Below are 17,120 nucleotides of genomic sequence, written 5' to 3' on the forward strand. Positions count from 1 at the left end.
CGCGCTCACCCCACCCGCTACGGGTGATGCCGCCATGCCGTGACCGTTCGAGAGTGGAACCCCAACCACCAAGGAGCGGATGTCATGGCAGACGAGAACACCCCCGACGTCGAGGTGACCGCGGCCTCCGTGTCCGACGGCGCCTACACCCTCATCATCGCGGATTTCAGCGACACGGACATGGCTTGGGAGGCGTACGAGGCGCTCAAGTCGGCTGAGGACGGCCGCACCGTCGAGATCGAGGGCGTCATCGTGGTCAACCGATCGGCCGAGGGTCGGCTGGAGATCCAGAAGGCGACCGACCACAGCACGAAGTCAGGCCTCAAGTGGGGCGTCGTCGGCGGCATCGCGCTCGGCGTGGTCTTCCCGCCGTCGATCCTCGGCAGTGCCGCGGTGGCCGGCGGAGCCGGAGCGCTCGTCGGAAAGCTGCGCCAGCGCCACCACAACAAGGAGCTCGAGGAGCAGCTCGAGAATGCGATCACACCAGGGCACTCCGGCCTGATCGCGCTGGTCTCGGATCCCGGCGAGGTCAAGATCCGCAAGGCCCTCGAGCGGGCGGAGACCATCGTCGAGTCCACCGTCGAGAAGGTCGAGGCGGAGGACATCAAGGCCGCGGCCAAGGAGGTCCAGGGCGGCCACGCCTGAGCCCCGGGCGGGGCGGCGTACGCACGGACTCAGACGACGTCGCGGCGTAGGGATACCGCAGCGGCGAGCGCCGAGGTGGCCACGGCGTAGCCGAGAAGCACGAGGGCGCCTACCAGCGGCGCCTGGGCGACGGGACCGCTCACGCCCGCCTCGGCCGCGATCATCTCCATCAGCGCGGTCGACCCGGTGAGCGCGGCGGTGGCTCCACCAGGCAGGAAGGGGTAGACGACGTTGACCCCGGGGAGAATCATCATCAGGTTCTCCATGAGGTAGAAGTAGCCCAGCGTGATCCCTATGGCGAGCAGCTGGTGCCGCGCGACGGCTCCGATGCCGACGCCCAGCAGCATGTAGATGGCTGCGGCCCCGCCGTACCTCGCCGTGGTGCCGAGAATGGCGTCGAGCCCGAGCCCCGGCTCGATCCCGTGCGCCGCGGTCCCCGCGTAGATCCCGGCGACCGCGGAGAGCGCCAGGACCACCCCGTACGCCAGGCCGAGACCCCCGTAGGCGATCAGCTTGGCCACCAGCACCCGGCCGCGCTCCGGGACCGCGAGGAAGGTGGTGGCCACGGTCCGATGCCGGTATTCGCCGGTGATCGCCACCGTGCCGATCAGCGCAGGCACGAAGAGGGCGACGCCGAGGAGGCTCAAGACCCCGGACACGCCCGCGACGGTGTCCAACCCCGGCATCGGCGGCGTGGCGTTCTCCGGTCCGGTCAGCGCGACCAGGCCGGTGAGCAGGCCACCGCACGTCACCGCGGCCACCAGCGTCCACAGCGGAAGCCGGGTCCTGGTCAGCCGCACGACCTCACCTCGGATCGCGTCCTTCAGCTGTCGCATGCCATCTCCTTCTCGATCATGCTCAGGTAGGCCTCCTCGAGCGAGGCGTGCTCACCGGTGAAGTCGCTCAGGGAACCGGACCAGAGCGTGCGGCCGGCTTCGATGAGCACCAGGTCGTCGATGACCTGCTGCAGCTCGGTGAGCACATGGCTGGACACGAGCACCGTCCCGCCGGCATCGGCGAAGGATCGCAGCAGACGGCGCAGCCAGACGATGCCCGAGGGGTCCAGGCCGTTGGTCGGCTCGTCGAGGATCAGCCCGGACGGCCGCCCCAACAGGGCCGTCGCCAACGCCAGCCGCTGGCGCATCCCGGTCGAGAAGCCGCGGACCCGTCGGCGCGACACGGAGCTCAGGCCGGTCTCCTCGAGCACGTGCCCGACCCGCGCCCCGGCCACACCGATCAGGGCGGCCTGAGTCTGCAGGTGCCCGCGAGCGGTCATCCCCGGATGGGCACCGGCCAGATCGCCGACGACGCCCAGGACCCGGGCCGGCGAGCTCAGCCTGCCGTAGGGAACCTCGTCGATCGTCGCCGTGCCCTGATCCGCACGGGCGAGTCCGGTGAGGATGCGCAAGGTCGTGCTCTTGCCCGCGCCGTTCGGCCCGATGAAGCCGGTCACCCGTCCCGGCCGTGCGACCAGATCGACCCGGGTCAGCGCCGGCACCGGCCCGAAGGACTTGACCAGACCCTGGGTCCGCAGGGTCGGGCCGGACAGCTCCCCACTCTCCTCCGCCATCACGCCCGCGGCTACGGCGGCACTCATGGCCGAGCCAGAGCGTCGAGCTCCGACGCCAGCTCGGCGGCGTCCGGAGCGCTGACCAGCAGCTCGTCGAAGCCGGCACCGACATCCCGGCCGCGCAGCCGGATCCGCAGCAGGGGCAGCCCGCGCGTCATCGAGACCAGCCTGCGGGTGCCGTCGGGATGCCGAAAGGTGCCCAGCTTGCGAAGACCGGAGATCACCAGGCCAGAACGCCAGCCCAGGATCTCCGAGCTCCAGTCAGGCAGCACCTCGACTGAGTCGACGGCGCTGACGGCGACGGAGTAGCCCGCGCGGCCGGCCACCATCCGCTCCCACCCAGGAAAGGTGAGCGTCAGCAGGCCGTCCTGGACGTTGAGGATGGTCATCTCATCTCCTAGAATATACTCAGATCAGGAACATTCTAAGAATGATAATAATGGGAGTCACATGCCGTCGCAAGGCAATATCTCCGAGGTCGTCGCCCACCCCGTACGACTTCGGGTCCTGCAGGCGGTGGGAGGCCGCGACCTGACCACCGCCCAGCTCCGGGAGCTGCTGCCCGATGTCCCCCAGGCGACGCTGTACCGGCACATCGCCACCCTCGTCGAGGCCGGCTTCCTCGCCGTGGCGTCGGAGCGGCGGGTGCGGGGCACGATCGAGCGCACCTACACGCTGGGCGAGCGGATGGCCCACGTCGAGCACGCCGAGCTGGCAACGCTCTCCGACGAGCAGATCCGAGCCGGCTTCCTCGCCTTCATCGGTGAGCTGCTCCGTACGTTCGAGGGCTCGCTCGCGCTCGGCGAGGTGACCCGCAGCCACCTCGGGTTCGGCACCGGCGCGCTGTACGTCGACGAGGAAGACCTCGCGCGGATCCAGCAAGGATTCAACGAGCTCATCGCCCCGTACACCGACGAGACGACCGGGAAGCAGCGCGTGATGCTGTCGACCGCGCTCCTGCCCGCCGAGTAGTGCTTGTCTGTCCCGGTGACACCAGGCCTCAGTCGACGACCTTCAGGTCACGCTCGGTGTTGTTCAGGCGCCGGCCACCCTCCTCGGTGACCGTGACGATGTCCTCGATTCGGACACCGAACTCTCCGGGGAGGTAGATGCCGGGCTCGACGGAGAAGCACATCCCGGGCACCAGCGGCTGCTCCTCGCCCTCGATCATGTAGGGCGGTTCGTGGGTGGTCGTGCCGATGCCGTGCCCGGTGCGGTGGATGAACCGATCGCCGTAGCCCGCGTCCGTGATCACCTGTCGAGCGGCCCGGTCGATCTCCTGGCAGGCAACGCCCGGGCGGACCGCTTCGACGCCTGCCTGCTGCGCCGCGCGGACGACCTCGTGGACCTCGCGGACCAGAGCGGAAGGCTCGCCCACGCACACCGTGCGGCTGGTGTCCGAGCCGTAGCCGTGCTTGAGCCCACCGAAGTCGAGGACGACCGCGTCGCCGACCTCGATGGTGCGGTCGCCGGCCTCGTGATGGGGATTGGCGCCGTTGGGGCCCGAGCCGACCACCGTGAAGTCGACCTGCTCGTGCCCGAACTCCCGCAGCAGACGGGCCAGGTCGGCAGCCACGTCCGTCTCCTTCCGTCCGGCGAACCGGACGCCGAGGATCTGCTCGTAGGCCGCGTCCGCGGCGGCACCGGCAGCTGCCAGCCGGGCGAGCTCCTTGGCATCCTTCACCGCACGCAGCATCGGGAGGGCCTGCGTCAGCGACCGGTAGGAGGATTCGGGCAGTGCGTCCTGCAGTCCGAGCAGGTGCATCGCCCAGGCGGAGTCGGCGATCCCCATCGTGGCCCGGGCGGGGATCATGGTGCCGGCGCGCGCGAACGGATCCTCACCGTCGGCCCAGTCGACGATCGAGAGGCCCGGCGCGCCCACGGCACTCTCGGCGTCCGGCCGCTCCAGGGTCGGCACCAGCAGCGTCGGCTGCCGGCCGGGGGCCAGGACGAGCACGGTCAGCCTCTCGGTGATGGCCGTGGGCTGATAGCCGGTGAGCCACACCAGGTCGGGCCCGGGCGTGACGAGAAGCCCGTCCAGTCCCGCGTCGGCCGCGTCGGTCACCGCACGGCTCATCCGGGCCGCATAGTCCTCGGTCGTGATCGGCGCCGGCGACTGCGTCGCGGTCATCGTGTCCTCCTGGTCGGATCGTGAGCTCAGCCTCCGTCGGGAACGGACCGGTCCTCGCCGGCCGCCCAACGCTTCGCGGCCTCGAGGTCAGCGAGCGGGAACGCGCGCGCCTGTCCCGGCCACAGGACGCTGAAGACTCTGATCGTAGGGCCTGCCCAGCGCGCGTCGGTCACGATCGCGATCCGTTCGAACGACGCCGGGTGACGGACACCGAGCTTCAGGTCCTCCCAGGCGGCGTCGCCCTCGTACTCGTCGAACTCGGGACCCAGGACATAGACGAGTCGCACCTTCCCGTGCTCCGCGACAGCCGCTTCGACGGCAGGCACCACGACGTCGCGATAGTCCTCCGCCTCCACGTCGTCGACGGCCTCGAGCCCGAGAACCCCTGCCGGCATGCCGCTGAGAAGCCTGATCATGGACACGGACTATTGCCGCCGAGGCTCGGTCCCGGATCACCCGTCGTGGATGAGGCACCCGCCCTCCCGCGTACGCAGCACCGGGACGAGCCGGAACGACCCGAACGCGATCGACGAGCAGAGGCACCATCCGGAGAAGCTCCAGGAGCGGCCCGGCTCTCATCCGTTGAGGATGATCCACCCGCGCACCTGTCGTTCCTACCCTGAGCCATCAGCAGCCGTCGCTTTCGCAAGGAGTGATGAGGATGTCCACATGGTGCAGGATCCACGCCCCGCTGCGGTGGCCGACATGAGCGCGGGCGACACGGCAGCGGACGTGGCGACACGAGCCAAGATCCCGCCCACCGCCTGGATCTCGTGGGTGGCACTGGCGATGATGACCACGAGCTCGGTCGCGAGCCTGCGGGCGGCCCCGACGATGGCTGTCTACGGCCTGGCCTGCGTGTTCTTGTACCTGCTGCCGGCCATCGTGTTCCTGCTGCCGACCTCGCTGGTCTCCGCCGAGCTGGCGTCGGGCTGGGAGGGCGGCATCTACAAGTGGGTCTCGGAGGGGATCTCCAAGCCGATGGGCTTCCTGGCGGTGTGGTGCCAGTTCGCCATGACGATCTTCTACTACCCGAGTCTGCTCGGGTTCGTGGCGAGCACGCTCGCGTACGTGTTCAATCCCGAGCTGGCCAGCAGCGGCGTGTGGACCGCGTGCGTGATCATCGTCGTGTACTGGTCCGGCGTCTGGATCTCCTCGCGCGGCACGAAGGGGGTCGCGGGTCTCGCCAGCGGCGGCCTGATCATCGGGACCCTGGTCCCCGGTGTCGTGCTGGTCCTTCTCGGCATCGTCTTCCTCGGGCAGGGCAACGAGTCCGCGGCGCCGATGACCTCCGACAACATCCTCCCGGTGTGGGCCGGGCTCTCGAGCCTCGTGCTCATCGTCAACAACTTCCTCTCCTACTCGGGCATGGAGATGAACGCGGTCCACGTGTCCTCGCTGAAGGACCCGGGCAAGGAGTTCCCGAGGTCGATGTTCCTGGCCATGGGCCTGGTCCTGGCGATCTTCATCCTCCCGGCGCTGGCGATCAGCTGGGTCGTGCCCGCTGAGGAGCTGTCCCTCACTGCCGGTGTGATGCAGGCCTTCGACGCGGTCTTCGCGAACTTCGGCTGGCAGTGGCTGACCCCGATCGTGGGCATCATGCTGGTCACCGCCTCCCTCGGCGGCATGCTGACCTGGTTGGCCGGTCCGTCGAAGGGCCTGTTGCTGATCTCTCGCCAGGAGGGCTACCTTCCGCCCTTCCTGCAGCAGCTCAACAAGAACGGTGTCCAGCAGAACATCCTGGTCGTCCAGGGGTTGATCACCACCGTGATCGGCCTGGCGTATGCGCTGATCCCAGATGTGTCCAGCGCCTACTGGATCTTCTCCGTCATCACCACCCAGGTCTACCTGATCATGTACCTGCTGATGTTCGTGGCCGCGATCCAGCTACGTCGTAAGCATCCCGACCATCCGCGCGGCTACCGCGCGCCCATGCTCGTCGGGATGTGTGGCGTCGGCTTCGCGGCCTCCCTTGCCGCCCTCCTGGTCGGCTTCATCCCGCCATCGCAGTTCTCGTCCGGCAGCTCCGGTGTCTACTTCGCCATCGTCGGCGGTGGCGCCCTCGGGCTCGGTCTGCTCGTGCCGTTCCTGTTCTACCGGTTCCGCAAGCCGTCCTGGAAGCAGCCCGCCACGCAGGAGGTGACCCCGTCATGAGCACCCACACCGAGACACAGGGCACGCGTGAGCGCAGCTGGATCTACATCACGGCCCTGGTGGTCCTCGTCGTCCTCCTCGTCGCCGCGGTGGTCGCCTTCAGCTCGGCCCGGGAGACCCGCGAGGCCGAGGAGAAGGCCGACGAGCTGATCGCGGCCCTCGAGGGCGCGGGCGCCAGCACCCCCGACAGGGACCAGATCGTGCGGGTCCTGGGAGCGGACGGCGGCGCGACCTGCGATAACCCCAACCACGCACTGAGCCAGGCCATCCTGCTGTCGCAGCTCTCGAACGGCGCGACCGGCCCGGGCTCACGCCCGGTGGTCGCCGACAGCCGGGTGGTCCAGGGCCAGCTGCTGATCATCGAGATCTACTGCCCCGAGGAGCTGGACGAGTTCCAGCAGTTCGTCGAGGACCTCAAGACCGCTGACGTGGCAGGCGAGTGAGACATGGATCTGAGGACCCGCATCACCGAGCTCATGCCCCGGGCACGGGAGGAGCTGGCCGAGCTGGTCGCCATCAGGTCGGTCGCCGACCCGCGCCAGTTCCCGCCCGAGGAGTGCCACCGGGCCGCGCAGTGGGTGCTCGACCACTTCGCCGCTCTCGGGTTCGACGATGCCCGGCTGGCGGAGACCTCGGACGGCAGCAACGCCGTGGTCGGCTCTCGACCGTGCGCCCACCCCGACGCGCCCACGGTGCTGCTCTACGCCCACTACGACGTGCAGCCACCGCTCGACGACGCCGCCTGGCAGACACCGCCGTTCGAGCTCGTCGAGAAGGGCGGGCGCTGGTACGGCCGCGGGACCGCGGACTGCAAGGGCAACATCCTCATGCACCTCCTGGCGCTGCGCGCCTTGGGAGAGGACGTACCGGTGAACCTCAAGCTGGTCGTGGAGGGGTCCGAGGAGCAGGGCACCGGTGGCCTGGAGGCGTTCGTGGTCGACCACGCGGACCTGCTGCGCGCCGACACGATCCTGGTCTGCGACACCGGCAACGCGGCCGTCGGCCAGCCGGCGGCGACCGTCAGCCTGCGCGGCATGGTGAACGTGGTCGTCACGGTCGAGGCGCTCGCCTCGGAGGTGCACTCCGGCATGTTCGGCGGTGCGGCCCCGGACGCCCTCGCGGCCCTGATCGCGATGCTGGCGAGCCTGCGGGACGCAGCCGGCAACACCACCATCGAGGGGCTCGACAGCACTCGGCGCTGGGAGGGCCAGCCGTACCCGCCCGAGCAGTTCCGGCGCGACGCCGGTCTGCTCGACGGTGTGCAGCTGCTCGGCGACGGCTCGGTGTCGGACATGCTGTGGGCCCGCCCGGCGCTCACGGTGCTCGGCATCGACTGCCCGCCGGTGGTCGGCTCGGCAGCGGCGATCGTGCCCCGGGCCGCGGCGCGGCTGAACCTCCGGATCCCACCCGGGCTCGCACCGGACGTGGCACAGAAGGCTCTCGAGGCGCACCTCCGCCGCACCGCGCCCTGGGGTGTCCACGTCAGCATCGAGGTGGAGGCCACCGGCTCGCCGTTCCGGGCCACGACCGACGGCCCGGCCTACCGGGCCATGGACGAGGCGATGCAGGAGGCGTACGAGAAGCCGATGGCGACCCTCGGGCAGGGTGGCTCAATACCGCTGTGCAACGTCTTCACCGACACCTACCCCGACGCCGAGATCATCCTGATGGGCGTGGAGGAGCCGCAGGCGTTGATCCACGCGCCGAACGAGAGCGTGGACCCCCGCGAGATCTCGGCCATGGCGCTGACCGAGGCGCTGTTCCTGCAGCGCTACGCCGCCGCGGCGACGTGACCCACGTGCGTCCGAGGACGGCGGTCTCCGGGCTGCGGGACGCGTACGCACCCGAATTCCGCGTGACGCGCCTAGGCTGAGCGACGTGGACCTCCCCGTGATGCCGCCGATCCTGCCGATGCTCGCGAAGCCCGTGAAGGGCGTGCCGACCGACGGCGGCTATGCGTTCGAGCCGAAGTGGGACGGCTTCCGGTGCATCGTGTTCAAGGACGGCGACGAGGTGGAGCTGGCCTCACGGAACACCAAGCCGCTGACGCGCTACTTCCCCGAGGTCGTGGAGGCGCTGCGCAAGGCGCTGCCGGAGAAGATCGTGCTCGATGGGGAGATCTTCGTGGCGATCGGGGACCGGCTCGAGTTCGAGATCCTGCAGCAGCGGATCCATCCGGCCGCGTCGCGGATCAGCCTGCTGGCGGAGGAGACGCCGGCTGCGTACGCGGCCTTCGATCTGCTCGCGCTGGGCGAGAGGTCGTTCCTCGACGAACCGCTGACCGAGCGGCGGGCGGCGCTGGCGGACGTCTTCGCCGCGGTCACCTCCGACAACGTCCATCTGTGCACGACGACGACCGACCCCGAGGTCGCCCAGGACTGGTTCACCCGGTTCGAGGGCGCCGGGCTCGACGGGGTGATGGCCAAGCCGCTGAACGCCCCCTACGCCCCCGACAAGCGCACGATGCTGAAGATCAAGCACTCCCGTACCGCCGACGTGGTCGTGGCCGGCTACCGCGAGCACAAGACCTCGACGCCGGAGAAGCCGCTGCTCGGGAGCCTGCTGCTGGGTCTGTACGCCCCCGGGGAGGACGGTCGGCCGGAGCTGCAGCACATCGGGGTCTCGGCCTCCTTCACCGCCGCCCGACGCGCCGAACTGTGGCAGGAGCTGCAGGAGCTGGTCGTGCCCATCGAGGAGCACCCGTGGGGCCGCTGGAGCGAGTGGCTCACCGCCAACCCCGACCGCGTCCCCGGCACCCAGAGCCGCTGGTCGCAGGGGAAGGACCTGTCCTTCACCCCGCTGCGCCCGGAGCGGGTGCTCGAGGTGGGCTACGACCACATGGAGGGACGCCGGTTCCGGCATACGGCCCAGTTCAAGCGCTGGCGCCCCGACCGCGACCCGGAGTCGTGCGGCTACGAGCAGCTCGAGGAACCCGTGGCGTACGAGCTGTCCGAGGTGCTCGGGGTGCCCCGCTAAACAGCACAGTTAAACCCGGCTAGGGTCGGACACATGAGTTACGACGTCGTTCTCCTGGTCGAGCAGGCAATCACCCTCGACGACGCGACCCGGGTCCACTCCCTCCACGAGGGAGTCGAGGACCCGGTCTACCACGTGCTGCTGCCCTTGGAGGATGCCGCTGCCCGGATCGAGTCGGCGATGGGCACGCTCAGCGCCGCCGAATACCTCGGCTCGGCGATGATGATGAACGAGATCGACCTCGACGCGGTGCGCGAGGAGGCGAAGGACGAGGCCGAGAAGGCGCTCGAGGAGACCTTGAAGGTCCTGAAGACCTCCGGGGCCTCGGCCCACGGCGAGCTCGTCCAGGACCCGGTCAAGGCGCTGCGCGCCAAGGTCGCGGCGGTCGACGGCCGCGAAGCGATCATCATGACCCGACCGCACGTGGTCGCCGAGTTCTTCCACGTCGACTGGACCCACCAGGCCCGGCGCCACCTCGATGTCCCGGTGCTGCACCTGATCGAGCATGAGAACTTCGACGAGCAGGCCGGTGAAGGCGAAGGCATCACCGGCATGTGAGGGTTTCGTCCCCATGACAGCCGGCGGCCGCCGACGTGACAGCCGACACACCAAAGGTTACCGCTCTGTTACCGGCTTCACGTGGCAGTTGTGGCCCGCATTCGCCTAGGATCTTGGGGTTCGCTGTTCCGGGGGGATCCAGCGACAAAGAAGTGCCTGCTCGTGCGATCGGGGGATCCGCGCTGAGCAGGCACTTCTGCCATGTTCAGCCCTTCCGAGCCTCCTTCAGGGCGCTGGTCCGCTGCTCGACCCAGTCCGACATCGTGTCGATGGCCGTCTTCAGGTCCGCGGCACTCAACGAGTCGCTGGTCGGCACCGACTCGGCCAGCCCTGCCACGGTGTCGGCGGCAGTACCGTCGGCATACACCTTGTCGAACAGGTCCCAGTACGCCTCGGTGTAGACGGCCTTCAGGTCCTCGGACGCCAGGAACCGCTCCTTGAGCGCGTTCCCGCCACGCATGCCGCCGGCCCTGCCGCCCTGCTCGGCGCGGGCAGGTGGTTCCTGACCCTGGCCGTTCGCCTGGCCGCCGGCGGCACGGTTCCCGCCGCCGAACATTCCACCCATGCCGTTGTCGTCGTCGGGACCGAGCGTCGCATCACCTTGCATGGCGAGGTTGAGGTCCCAGGAGATCACCGAGAGCTTCTCGGACTCGAGGTCGTACCAGAGGTAGTAGTTCTGACCCGGACCGCTCATGTCGTCGCTGTTCGTGATCAGGTTCTGCATCGCCAGATAGTCCGCCAGCGAGTCCACGTCGACCCACTCGTCCAGGTCGGCGGCGAACTCTTCGTCGTCGGCCTCCTCCATCCACTTCAAGAAGTCGATGATCGGCTGCAGGGTCCCCTCGTCGCTGGAGTTGATCTGCTTGAACTGGTCGCTGTAGGACGACTGGTCGTCGTCGACATAGGCGAGCTGCGAGGACGCATCGGCCTTGTAGAGATAGCCCGGTGAGTCGAACAGGTTGTTCGCCATGTTCTCGTCGGGGTGGGCGAGCAGCAGGCGGGTCGTCGTGTCGCTGCCGTTGACCGAGTAGACGGCATAGCCGTAGTCCTGGGTCGGGAGGCCGGCCTCCTTGGTCAGCGAGAGGGCCATGGCCTCATTGATGACCGGGCTGCCCGGGCGTACGGAGATCTCGGTCATGCCCTGGTAGGCACGGCCCTCGATGTTCTCGTCGAAGCTGAGCAGCAGCGGGAGCGACGTCGGGTCGTCGGCCGACGCCTGGGACATCGCCCCCATCCCGCCACCACCGAAGCCGCCGGCCATCCCGCCTTCGGGCATCTCCATGCCCTCCGGAGGCTCCACGCCCTCGGGCATCTCCATCCCCTCGGGAGGCTCCACGCCCTCGGGCATCTCCATCCCCTCGGGAGGCTGCATGCCCTCGGGGAGCTCCATGCCCTCCGGCGGCTGCATTCCGCCCTGGCCGGGACCACCCGCACCGCCACCGGCTCCCCCGGTGCCGCGCAGCCCCATCAGGGTCGAGTTTCCCTTGAGCCGCACCCCGACGTCGTTGACGACGGTGCCGTCGATGGTCACCGTGGCGGTGACCCACTTCTTCTCGCCGTCCTTCTGGTAGCTCTCGACCATGTCGTCGTACTCGACGTCGGTGATGTCGATGGAGACCTCATGGTCGACCGAGGTGTCGAAGAGGTCGACGGAGCCGGGGATGTCCTCGGTGATGTCGGACGAGGCGATCTCGACGTCGCCGGTGATGTAGGGCTTGATGCCCACATCCTCGAGCGTGACCAGCAGCGCGAGGGAGAAGACGCCCAGGAGGGCGACGAGCTTCCAGTGCTGCCGCCACGACCGCGGCAGCCGGTGCCGGAGGCGCTTGCGCGGGAGGGTCGGATCGGGCTCAGGCATCACAGATCGGTCTGGTCGTAGCCCGTCAGCACGGTGACGCGCTGACCGCTGTTGACCGCGGAGAGTGCCTGCAGCAGCTCACGCGAGCTGCTGCCCTTCTTCAGCTGTGCGGTGTAGTAGAGCTCGATCAGCGCGCCGGAGCGTACGGACTCCGTCGAGACCAGCTCGAAGTCGGAGCAGTGCTGGATCATCAGGTCCTCGACGATCGAGGTGTACTCCGGCTCCGGCGGCACCTGGACCTTGACCACCTGACGCTGAACGTCGAGCTTGAACCAGTTGAACTTGTTCATCAGGACGAGCACGAGGCAGATGATCACGGTGGCCGCGATCGCGAGCAGGTAGAACCGGGTGCCGGTCGTCATCCCGACCGCCATCACCAAGAAGATGAAGCCGACGTCGCGCGTCTCCTTCACCGCGTTGCGGAACCGGATCACCGACAGCGCACCCACCAGCGCGAACGCCCGGGCGATGTTGGAGCCGACGACGAGCATGATCAGCGAGACGACCATCCCGGCGAGCACCAGGGTCTGGACGTACGACTGGCTGTAGGAGACGTTCTTGTGGGTGGCCCGGTAGACGTAGCCGATGATCGCGGACAGCACGAACGACAGCGTCAGCGACGCCACGATGTCGAAGACGGTGAACGTGGAGCTGAGATCTTGGAAATCGAGATTCATGAGAGCTTCCTGTGCAGAGTTCTGGGAAGAGGATCAGCGGGAGGTGAGAAGGGTGGCCGACGGAGCGAGGACGCTGTCGGCGGCGCCGTAGCGCGAGCTCGGGGCGAGCGAGAAGGCCTCGACGGACTGGCAGTACTTCGAGATCCGGACCACCGACATGTCGAGCCGCGCGGTCAGGTCGGTCGCCCAGTAGGGGACCCGCTCGTTGGCCTTGAGCTCGACGATCGCCAGCTTCGGCGGGATCAGGAACCGGTTCTCCGCGCCGGAGGCGAAGTGGAAGTCGCGGTCACGACCGTGCACGCGGTGGTCGATGGTGACGCGCAGGGCGAGGTCGGCCTCGCGGCCCACGAAGGCCTCGCGCTGGTAGCCGGTGGTGACGATCGGGCGCAGGTCGAGGTTGCCGACGAGGGAGGTGACCTCGTTGACGAAGCCCCGCGAGGTGCCGCCGAGCTCGAGGTCGAGCTCCGCACGCTCGTCGAGCCACCGTCGGGCCTGCTCGTAGGGCAGCGAGAGACGGCGCTTCTGGGTCACCCGGTTCACCCGCTGCTTGATCTCGACATGGACCGGGGTCTCCTCGGTGCATGCCGCCGGCTGGCCGTAGAGGCGCATCCGGAGCTTGCGGCGGAACCGGAGCCCCTCGATCTTCTCCCAGTAGAACCGCAGGTCCTCGGTGTCGTAGTAGACCGACGTCACCGGGTAGCCACCCAGTGGTGAGTACGGGTCGGCCTCCATCCGGGCGTCGAGCTCCTCGCGAAGCCGGGCGACCTTCAGCTCGTCGATCAGGTACTTGATCTCGTAGCGGTTGAAGGAGTGCAGCCTGCTCGCGGTCTCCTGGTAGCCGGTCGGCTGCGTCGGAGCGTCCTCGGCCTCTGTCCTGTGCTGGTCGACGCGCCTGCGCCGGTTCAACCAGTTCATTCAGTTTTCCTCCCGGGATAGTCACTGATGCGACTTCGGGAGTTCACCGACCGTTCATGTCCCAGGCCTGTGCCGAACCTGTGGTGAGCCTGTCAGAGCGGCTCCTACTCGATTCTGTTGCCGTCCTGATCCCAGTGCGCGGCAACCTTCTTGCTCGGCTGTACCCGCGGCGGCTCGCCCGGCATCTTCGGGTAGTCGGGCGGGAAGTTGAGCTCGCCACCGGGCAGGTTCTCCCAGAGCTCGAGCAGGGGCGTGAGGTCGTACGCCTCGTCGTCGATCTGCGCCCAGCGGTCGCCGTCGGCGAGGAGGTCGGGGACGGTGAAGAGGTTGAGCTCGCGCGGGTCCTTCAGCTCGGCCAGCTCGTCCCAGGTCAGCGGCGTGGAGACCGGGGCGCCGGGCTTGGGGCGCAGCGAGTAGGCGCTCGCGATGGTCCGGTCCCGGTTGTTCTGGTTGAAGTCGACGAAGATGCGCTCCCCGCGCTCCTCCTTCCACCACGCGGTCGTCACTCCCCCGTCGCGACGCTCCAGCTCACGCCCGAACCCGATCGCGGCGTGACGCAGCTCCTCGAAGGTCCACTCCGGCCGGATGCGTACGAAGATGTGTACGCCGCGGTTGCCGCTGGTCTTCGCGAAACCGCGCAGACCGAGCTCCTCGAGGGTCTCCCGGGCGACGCCGGCGACGCGCACCGCGTCGGCGAAGTCGGTGCCGGGCTGGGGGTCGAGGTCGATGCGGAGCTCGTCGGGGTGGTCGACGTCGGCGCGCCGGACCGGCCAGGGGTGGAAGGTGAGTGCGCCCATCTGGGCGCACCACACCGGGATCGCGGGCTCGGTCGGGCAGATCTCGCGCGCCTTCCGCCCACTGGGGAAGGTGATCTCGACCTCCTCCAGATAGTCGGGAGCACCCTTGGGCGTGCGCTTCTGGTAGAAGCCGTCGCCCTCCTTGTCGGTGGGGCCGGTGGCCAGCTTCATCCCCTCGCGCCAGCCGTCGGGCCAGCGCTCCAGGGCGGTCGGACGCTCCCGCAGCGCCCGCATCAGCGGGTCGCCGACGGTCGCGAAGAACTCCGCGACCATCAGCTTGGTGACCTCAGGAGTGCGGTCGGTCGCCTCGTAGATCACTCGGTCGGGGCTGGAGATCCGCACCTCGCGCTCGCCTGCCTGCACGTGTGCCGCCGGTGTCTTCGCCATGGCGTCAACCTAGCCCGCTCCGGGCCGCTCCCCCAGCGAAATCGCCCGGAGGGGCCACGCATACGCACTGGCCAGTACGCCTCGAACCCGGCATGATCCGCTCCAACGTTCGGCAACGCCACGATCTCGGAGGACCCCCGCATGTCGACTCGTACCACGACACTGACCGCCGCCACGGCGGCCCTGGCCGCCACCATCACCCTCGGGCTCACCGGCGCGCCCGCGACCGCCACGGCGAACACCGACCCGGAGTGCGGCACCATCGCCTCGCCCGACACCCGGGTCGAGCACACCCGACTCACGGACCCGGCGGTGACCGACATCCTGGCCCGCTCCGGGTTCGACGGCGTCGCCGGCGCGGTGAGGACGGCCGTCTGCGACGCGCCCAGCAGCAGGGCCGCCACCGTCGCAGCCCGGATCGCCGGCCGGGCGCTGTGGCAGCGCGCGGTCGACCGGGTGCAGGGGCGCGGCGACGCCGGTGGCGACCTGCCACGCAGCGACGACCGGCCGCTCTACTGGGCACGCCTCGCGGGCGAGCTGGAGATCGCGCGGGTCGCACCTGCGTACCGGTCCTGGTCCGAGGACGCCCGGGCGAAGGTGCTGGCCGCCTTCGACCGGAGCTCGCGCGGGATCGAGTCGACCACCTTCGCGCGGGGCGAGTCCGGTCGGTCGCGGCAGGTGCTGGCCTCCGGCTTCGACCCGTTCACCCTCGACCGCAACATCCGCCAGTCGAACCCGTCGGGGGCGACGGCGCTGGCGATGGACGGGCGGGTCGTCGAGACGGCGAAGGGTCCCGTCGAGATCCAGACCGTGGTGTTCCCCGTGCTGTGGGAGCCGTTCGCGCAGGGCACCGTCGAGCGCGCCTTCCTGCCGCACCTGGTCCCCGGCAGACGCGACGTGGACACCGCCATCACCATCAGCCAGGGCCGCGCGGGCCGGTTCGACCTGGAGGTCTGGAACGGCGCCCACCGCGGCACCTTCCCCGACAACGACCGGGTCAGCGTCAACGAGATGGTTCCGATCCCCGAGGACGTACCTCACGCCGACCCGCAGCCGCAGTGGACCCGGACCACGCTGCCGGTCGAGGCGATGAAGGCGGCCGTGCCCGGCACCTTCCCGGTGAACATCAACCGCGTCATCACCGAGATCCCGGCCGGCTCGACCACGCCGGTCACCCGGGAGGACCCGACGCCGGGCTCCACAGCGGTCGCCGGTGGCGGCGGTGACTACCTGTCCAACGAGTCGGCCTACCGCACCACCGCCCTCCGCGACGCGCTCGGGGTCGAGACCAAGCAGGGTCACATCCACGTGCCGATCCTCGACGGCGACGCCAACGGCGAGCCGCTGGCCGACATGCGGACCGACATCGTGGCGCAGACCCTCGCTCTGGTGGCGGCTGCGGCGACGAGCTGATCGGGAGATGCCCCCGGGGAAATGGCCCGAAGGAACTAGTCGGCCGCCGCACCGTTTTCATGCCCCCGGGCGTACTAGGGGCATGAAAACAGCAAAGGTCAGGCCTATCTCGGGTGCGGCCCTTGTGATCGTCAGCATCTTCGCCCTCGGCGCCTGTGGCGGGTCGGGTGGTTCCAACGGGTCCTCCGCCGACTCGGGATCGGTCGAGTCGCTCGCCGACACGTCGGCCGGGAAGGCCGCTCCGGAGGTGGCCGCGGAGGATGCCGACGCGGCGGCACCGAAGCAGGCCGTCACGAAGGCCTCGATCATCTCCACCGGCTCGGTCGCGCTCAGCGCGGAGGACGTCGGGAAGACGCGTACGCAGGTGCAGCACGTCTCCGACAAGTACGCCGGCCAGGTCACCGAGCAGCAGACCAGCGACAGCGACGAGGGCGGCTCCGAGGAAGGTCTCAGCCATGCCCGGATGGTCCTGCGGATCCCGTCGAAGTCGTTCGCCGACGCGATGGCCGACCTCGAGGACACCGCCACCCTGGTCGACTCCAGCACCACGACCACCGACGTCACCACCGAGGTCGTCGACACCGAGGTGCGGGTGAAGAACGCCCGCACGAGCATCGAGCGGATCCGTACGCTCCTCTCCCGCGCGGAGGCGATCGGTGATGTCATCGCGATCGAGTCCGAGCTCGCCCGGCGCGAGGCCGACCTCAACTCGCTCCTCGCCCAGCAGGCGGCCCTCGCGAATCAGACCTCGCTGTCGACCATCACCGTCGACATCGACCGGGCCGGTCCGGGCGGGGCCGGCGACGACGACCCCGGCTTCCTGGCCGGGCTGAGCGCCGGCTGGGACGCGCTGGGCGACTCGGCCCGGGTCCTCGCGGTCGCCCTCGGCGCCGTCATCCCGTGGACGCCGGTCATCCTGCTCGTCCTCGCGCCGGTCTGGCTGCTCTCCCGACGCCGCAGGCAGGCGGGCGCGACCATGCCGACGCCGGTGCCGGCCTCCGGCCCGGCGGAGGAATAACCGGTCGAGATCGGGGTGCTC

18 protein-coding genes are annotated in these 17,120 nt (G+C 69.3%); 9 read left to right on the forward strand and 9 right to left on the reverse strand.

Translation table 11 applies throughout. The features are described 5' to 3' along the window. Positions 1–84: 84 nt before the first annotated feature. A complete protein-coding gene (locus ACZ6WN_RS07695) occupies positions 85–645 on the forward strand; it encodes a DUF1269 domain-containing protein (RefSeq protein ID WP_465863797.1) in 561 nt (186 codons plus the stop codon). 29 nt (positions 646–674) lie between these two features. Here the strand turns inward: ACZ6WN_RS07695 and ACZ6WN_RS07700 are convergent, their stop codons facing one another. Genes ACZ6WN_RS07700 through ACZ6WN_RS07710 form a run of 3 tightly spaced genes read right to left on the reverse strand, consistent with a single transcriptional unit; the run spans position 675 to position 2,604 of the window. Beyond that, positions 675–1,481 carry an ABC transporter permease gene (locus ACZ6WN_RS07700; RefSeq protein ID WP_465863798.1) on the reverse strand — a complete coding sequence of 269 codons (807 nt, stop codon included), beginning with the start codon at positions 1,479–1,481 and terminating at the stop codon, positions 675–677. Continuing rightward, entirely contained in the window at positions 1,469–2,242 is a 774-nt protein-coding gene (locus tag ACZ6WN_RS07705) for an ABC transporter ATP-binding protein (protein ID WP_465863800.1), read from the reverse strand. The genes ACZ6WN_RS07700 and ACZ6WN_RS07705 overlap by 13 nt, the downstream gene beginning before the upstream one ends. Then, positions 2,239–2,604, reverse strand: coding sequence for a hypothetical protein (locus ACZ6WN_RS07710; RefSeq protein WP_465863801.1), 366 nt, complete (start codon positions 2,602–2,604; stop codon positions 2,239–2,241). The genes ACZ6WN_RS07705 and ACZ6WN_RS07710 overlap by 4 nt, the downstream gene beginning before the upstream one ends. A 61-nt stretch (positions 2,605–2,665) precedes the next feature. Between ACZ6WN_RS07710 and ACZ6WN_RS07715 the strand changes: the two genes are divergently transcribed. After that, complete coding sequence (locus ACZ6WN_RS07715) at positions 2,666–3,187, forward strand: helix-turn-helix domain-containing protein (RefSeq protein ID WP_465863803.1); 522 nt, start codon at positions 2,666–2,668, stop codon at positions 3,185–3,187. Between the two features lie 28 nt (positions 3,188–3,215). Here ACZ6WN_RS07715 and ACZ6WN_RS07720 read toward each other — a convergent pair whose 3' ends face one another. After that, entirely contained in the window at positions 3,216–4,346 is a 1,131-nt protein-coding gene (locus ACZ6WN_RS07720) for an aminopeptidase P family protein (protein WP_465863804.1), read from the reverse strand. Positions 4,347–4,372: 26 nt separating this feature from the next. After that, complete coding sequence (locus ACZ6WN_RS07725; RefSeq protein WP_465863805.1) at positions 4,373–4,762, reverse strand: SpoIIAA family protein; 390 nt, start codon at positions 4,760–4,762, stop codon at positions 4,373–4,375. Between the two features lie 253 nt (positions 4,763–5,015). Between ACZ6WN_RS07725 and ACZ6WN_RS07730 the strand changes: the two genes are divergently transcribed. The 5 genes from ACZ6WN_RS07730 to ACZ6WN_RS07750 all read left to right on the forward strand — a co-directional run bounded on the left by ACZ6WN_RS07730 (position 5,016) and on the right by ACZ6WN_RS07750 (position 10,034). After that, entirely contained in the window at positions 5,016–6,500 is a 1,485-nt protein-coding gene (locus ACZ6WN_RS07730) for an APC family permease (protein ID WP_465863806.1), read from the forward strand. Beyond that, complete coding sequence (locus ACZ6WN_RS07735; RefSeq protein WP_465863808.1) at positions 6,497–6,943, forward strand: hypothetical protein; 447 nt, start codon at positions 6,497–6,499, stop codon at positions 6,941–6,943. Before ACZ6WN_RS07730 ends, ACZ6WN_RS07735 begins: the two co-directional genes overlap by 4 nt. A gap of 3 nt (positions 6,944–6,946) precedes the next feature. Next, positions 6,947–8,293, forward strand: a complete 1,347-nt coding sequence (locus ACZ6WN_RS07740; protein ID WP_465863809.1) for a M20/M25/M40 family metallo-hydrolase — start codon at positions 6,947–6,949, stop codon at positions 8,291–8,293. Positions 8,294–8,378: 85 nt separating this feature from the next. Continuing rightward, the gene (locus ACZ6WN_RS07745) at positions 8,379–9,476 is read left to right on the forward strand and encodes an ATP-dependent DNA ligase (RefSeq protein ID WP_465863810.1); all 1,098 of its coding nucleotides are present in this window, start codon (positions 8,379–8,381) and stop codon (positions 9,474–9,476) included. Positions 9,477–9,509: 33 nt separating this feature from the next. Further along, on the forward strand, positions 9,510–10,034 hold the full coding sequence (locus ACZ6WN_RS07750; RefSeq protein ID WP_465863811.1) for a hypothetical protein: 525 nt from the start codon (positions 9,510–9,512) through the stop codon (positions 10,032–10,034). Positions 10,035–10,239: 205 nt separating this feature from the next. On the opposite strand, the gene ACZ6WN_RS07755 is transcribed toward ACZ6WN_RS07750, so the two are convergent. The 4 genes from ACZ6WN_RS07755 to ACZ6WN_RS07770 all read right to left on the reverse strand — a co-directional run bounded on the left by ACZ6WN_RS07755 (position 10,240) and on the right by ACZ6WN_RS07770 (position 14,668). Further along, positions 10,240–11,892 carry a CotH kinase family protein gene (locus ACZ6WN_RS07755; RefSeq protein ID WP_465863813.1) on the reverse strand — a complete coding sequence of 551 codons (1,653 nt, stop codon included), beginning with the start codon at positions 11,890–11,892 and terminating at the stop codon, positions 10,240–10,242. Beyond that, entirely contained in the window at positions 11,892–12,569 is a 678-nt protein-coding gene (locus ACZ6WN_RS07760) for a DUF4956 domain-containing protein (protein WP_465863815.1), read from the reverse strand. The genes ACZ6WN_RS07755 and ACZ6WN_RS07760 overlap by 1 nt, the downstream gene beginning before the upstream one ends. A 33-nt stretch (positions 12,570–12,602) precedes the next feature. Further along, entirely contained in the window at positions 12,603–13,484 is an 882-nt protein-coding gene (locus ACZ6WN_RS07765) for a VTC domain-containing protein (protein ID WP_465863816.1), read from the reverse strand. A gap of 104 nt (positions 13,485–13,588) precedes the next feature. Beyond that, on the reverse strand, positions 13,589–14,668 hold the full coding sequence (locus tag ACZ6WN_RS07770; RefSeq protein ID WP_465863818.1) for a DNA polymerase domain-containing protein: 1,080 nt from the start codon (positions 14,666–14,668) through the stop codon (positions 13,589–13,591). Between the two features lie 141 nt (positions 14,669–14,809). Here ACZ6WN_RS07770 and ACZ6WN_RS07775 point away from each other — a divergent pair, with 141 nt between their 5' ends. Continuing rightward, entirely contained in the window at positions 14,810–16,081 is a 1,272-nt protein-coding gene (locus tag ACZ6WN_RS07775) for a hypothetical protein (protein WP_465863819.1), read from the forward strand. A 124-nt stretch (positions 16,082–16,205) separates the two neighbouring features. After that, the gene (locus tag ACZ6WN_RS07780) at positions 16,206–17,099 is read left to right on the forward strand and encodes a DUF4349 domain-containing protein (RefSeq protein ID WP_465863821.1); all 894 of its coding nucleotides are present in this window, start codon (positions 16,206–16,208) and stop codon (positions 17,097–17,099) included. Positions 17,100–17,120 lie beyond the last annotated feature (21 nt).

The sequence above is a fragment of the Nocardioides sp. NPDC054178 genome, assembly GCF_055585005.1.

Bases quoted from the DNA above. Each gene is read 5' to 3' on its own strand.
- ACZ6WN_RS07695 (WP_465863797.1), top strand. From the start codon at position 85: ATGGCAGACGAGAACACCCCCGACGTCGAGGTGACCGCGGCCTCCGTG.
- ACZ6WN_RS07700 (WP_465863798.1), bottom strand. From the start codon at position 1,481: ATGCGACAGCTGAAGGACGCGATCCGAGGTGAGGTCGTGCGGCTGACC.
- ACZ6WN_RS07705 (WP_465863800.1), bottom strand. From the start codon at position 2,242: ATGAGTGCCGCCGTAGCCGCGGGCGTGATGGCGGAGGAGAGTGGGGAG.
- ACZ6WN_RS07710 (WP_465863801.1), bottom strand. From the start codon at position 2,604: ATGACCATCCTCAACGTCCAGGACGGCCTGCTGACGCTCACCTTTCCT.
- ACZ6WN_RS07715 (WP_465863803.1), top strand. From the start codon at position 2,666: ATGCCGTCGCAAGGCAATATCTCCGAGGTCGTCGCCCACCCCGTACGA.
- ACZ6WN_RS07720 (WP_465863804.1), bottom strand. From the start codon at position 4,346: ATGACCGCGACGCAGTCGCCGGCGCCGATCACGACCGAGGACTATGCG.
- ACZ6WN_RS07725 (WP_465863805.1), bottom strand. From the start codon at position 4,762: ATGATCAGGCTTCTCAGCGGCATGCCGGCAGGGGTTCTCGGGCTCGAG.
- ACZ6WN_RS07730 (WP_465863806.1), top strand. From the start codon at position 5,016: ATGGTGCAGGATCCACGCCCCGCTGCGGTGGCCGACATGAGCGCGGGC.
- ACZ6WN_RS07735 (WP_465863808.1), top strand. From the start codon at position 6,497: ATGAGCACCCACACCGAGACACAGGGCACGCGTGAGCGCAGCTGGATC.
- ACZ6WN_RS07740 (WP_465863809.1), top strand. From the start codon at position 6,947: ATGGATCTGAGGACCCGCATCACCGAGCTCATGCCCCGGGCACGGGAG.
- ACZ6WN_RS07750 (WP_465863811.1), top strand. From the start codon at position 9,510: ATGAGTTACGACGTCGTTCTCCTGGTCGAGCAGGCAATCACCCTCGAC.
- ACZ6WN_RS07755 (WP_465863813.1), bottom strand. From the start codon at position 11,892: ATGCCTGAGCCCGATCCGACCCTCCCGCGCAAGCGCCTCCGGCACCGG.
- ACZ6WN_RS07760 (WP_465863815.1), bottom strand. From the start codon at position 12,569: ATGAATCTCGATTTCCAAGATCTCAGCTCCACGTTCACCGTCTTCGAC.
- ACZ6WN_RS07765 (WP_465863816.1), bottom strand. From the start codon at position 13,484: ATGAACTGGTTGAACCGGCGCAGGCGCGTCGACCAGCACAGGACAGAG.
- ACZ6WN_RS07770 (WP_465863818.1), bottom strand. From the start codon at position 14,668: ATGGCGAAGACACCGGCGGCACACGTGCAGGCAGGCGAGCGCGAGGTG.
- ACZ6WN_RS07775 (WP_465863819.1), top strand. From the start codon at position 14,810: ATGTCGACTCGTACCACGACACTGACCGCCGCCACGGCGGCCCTGGCC.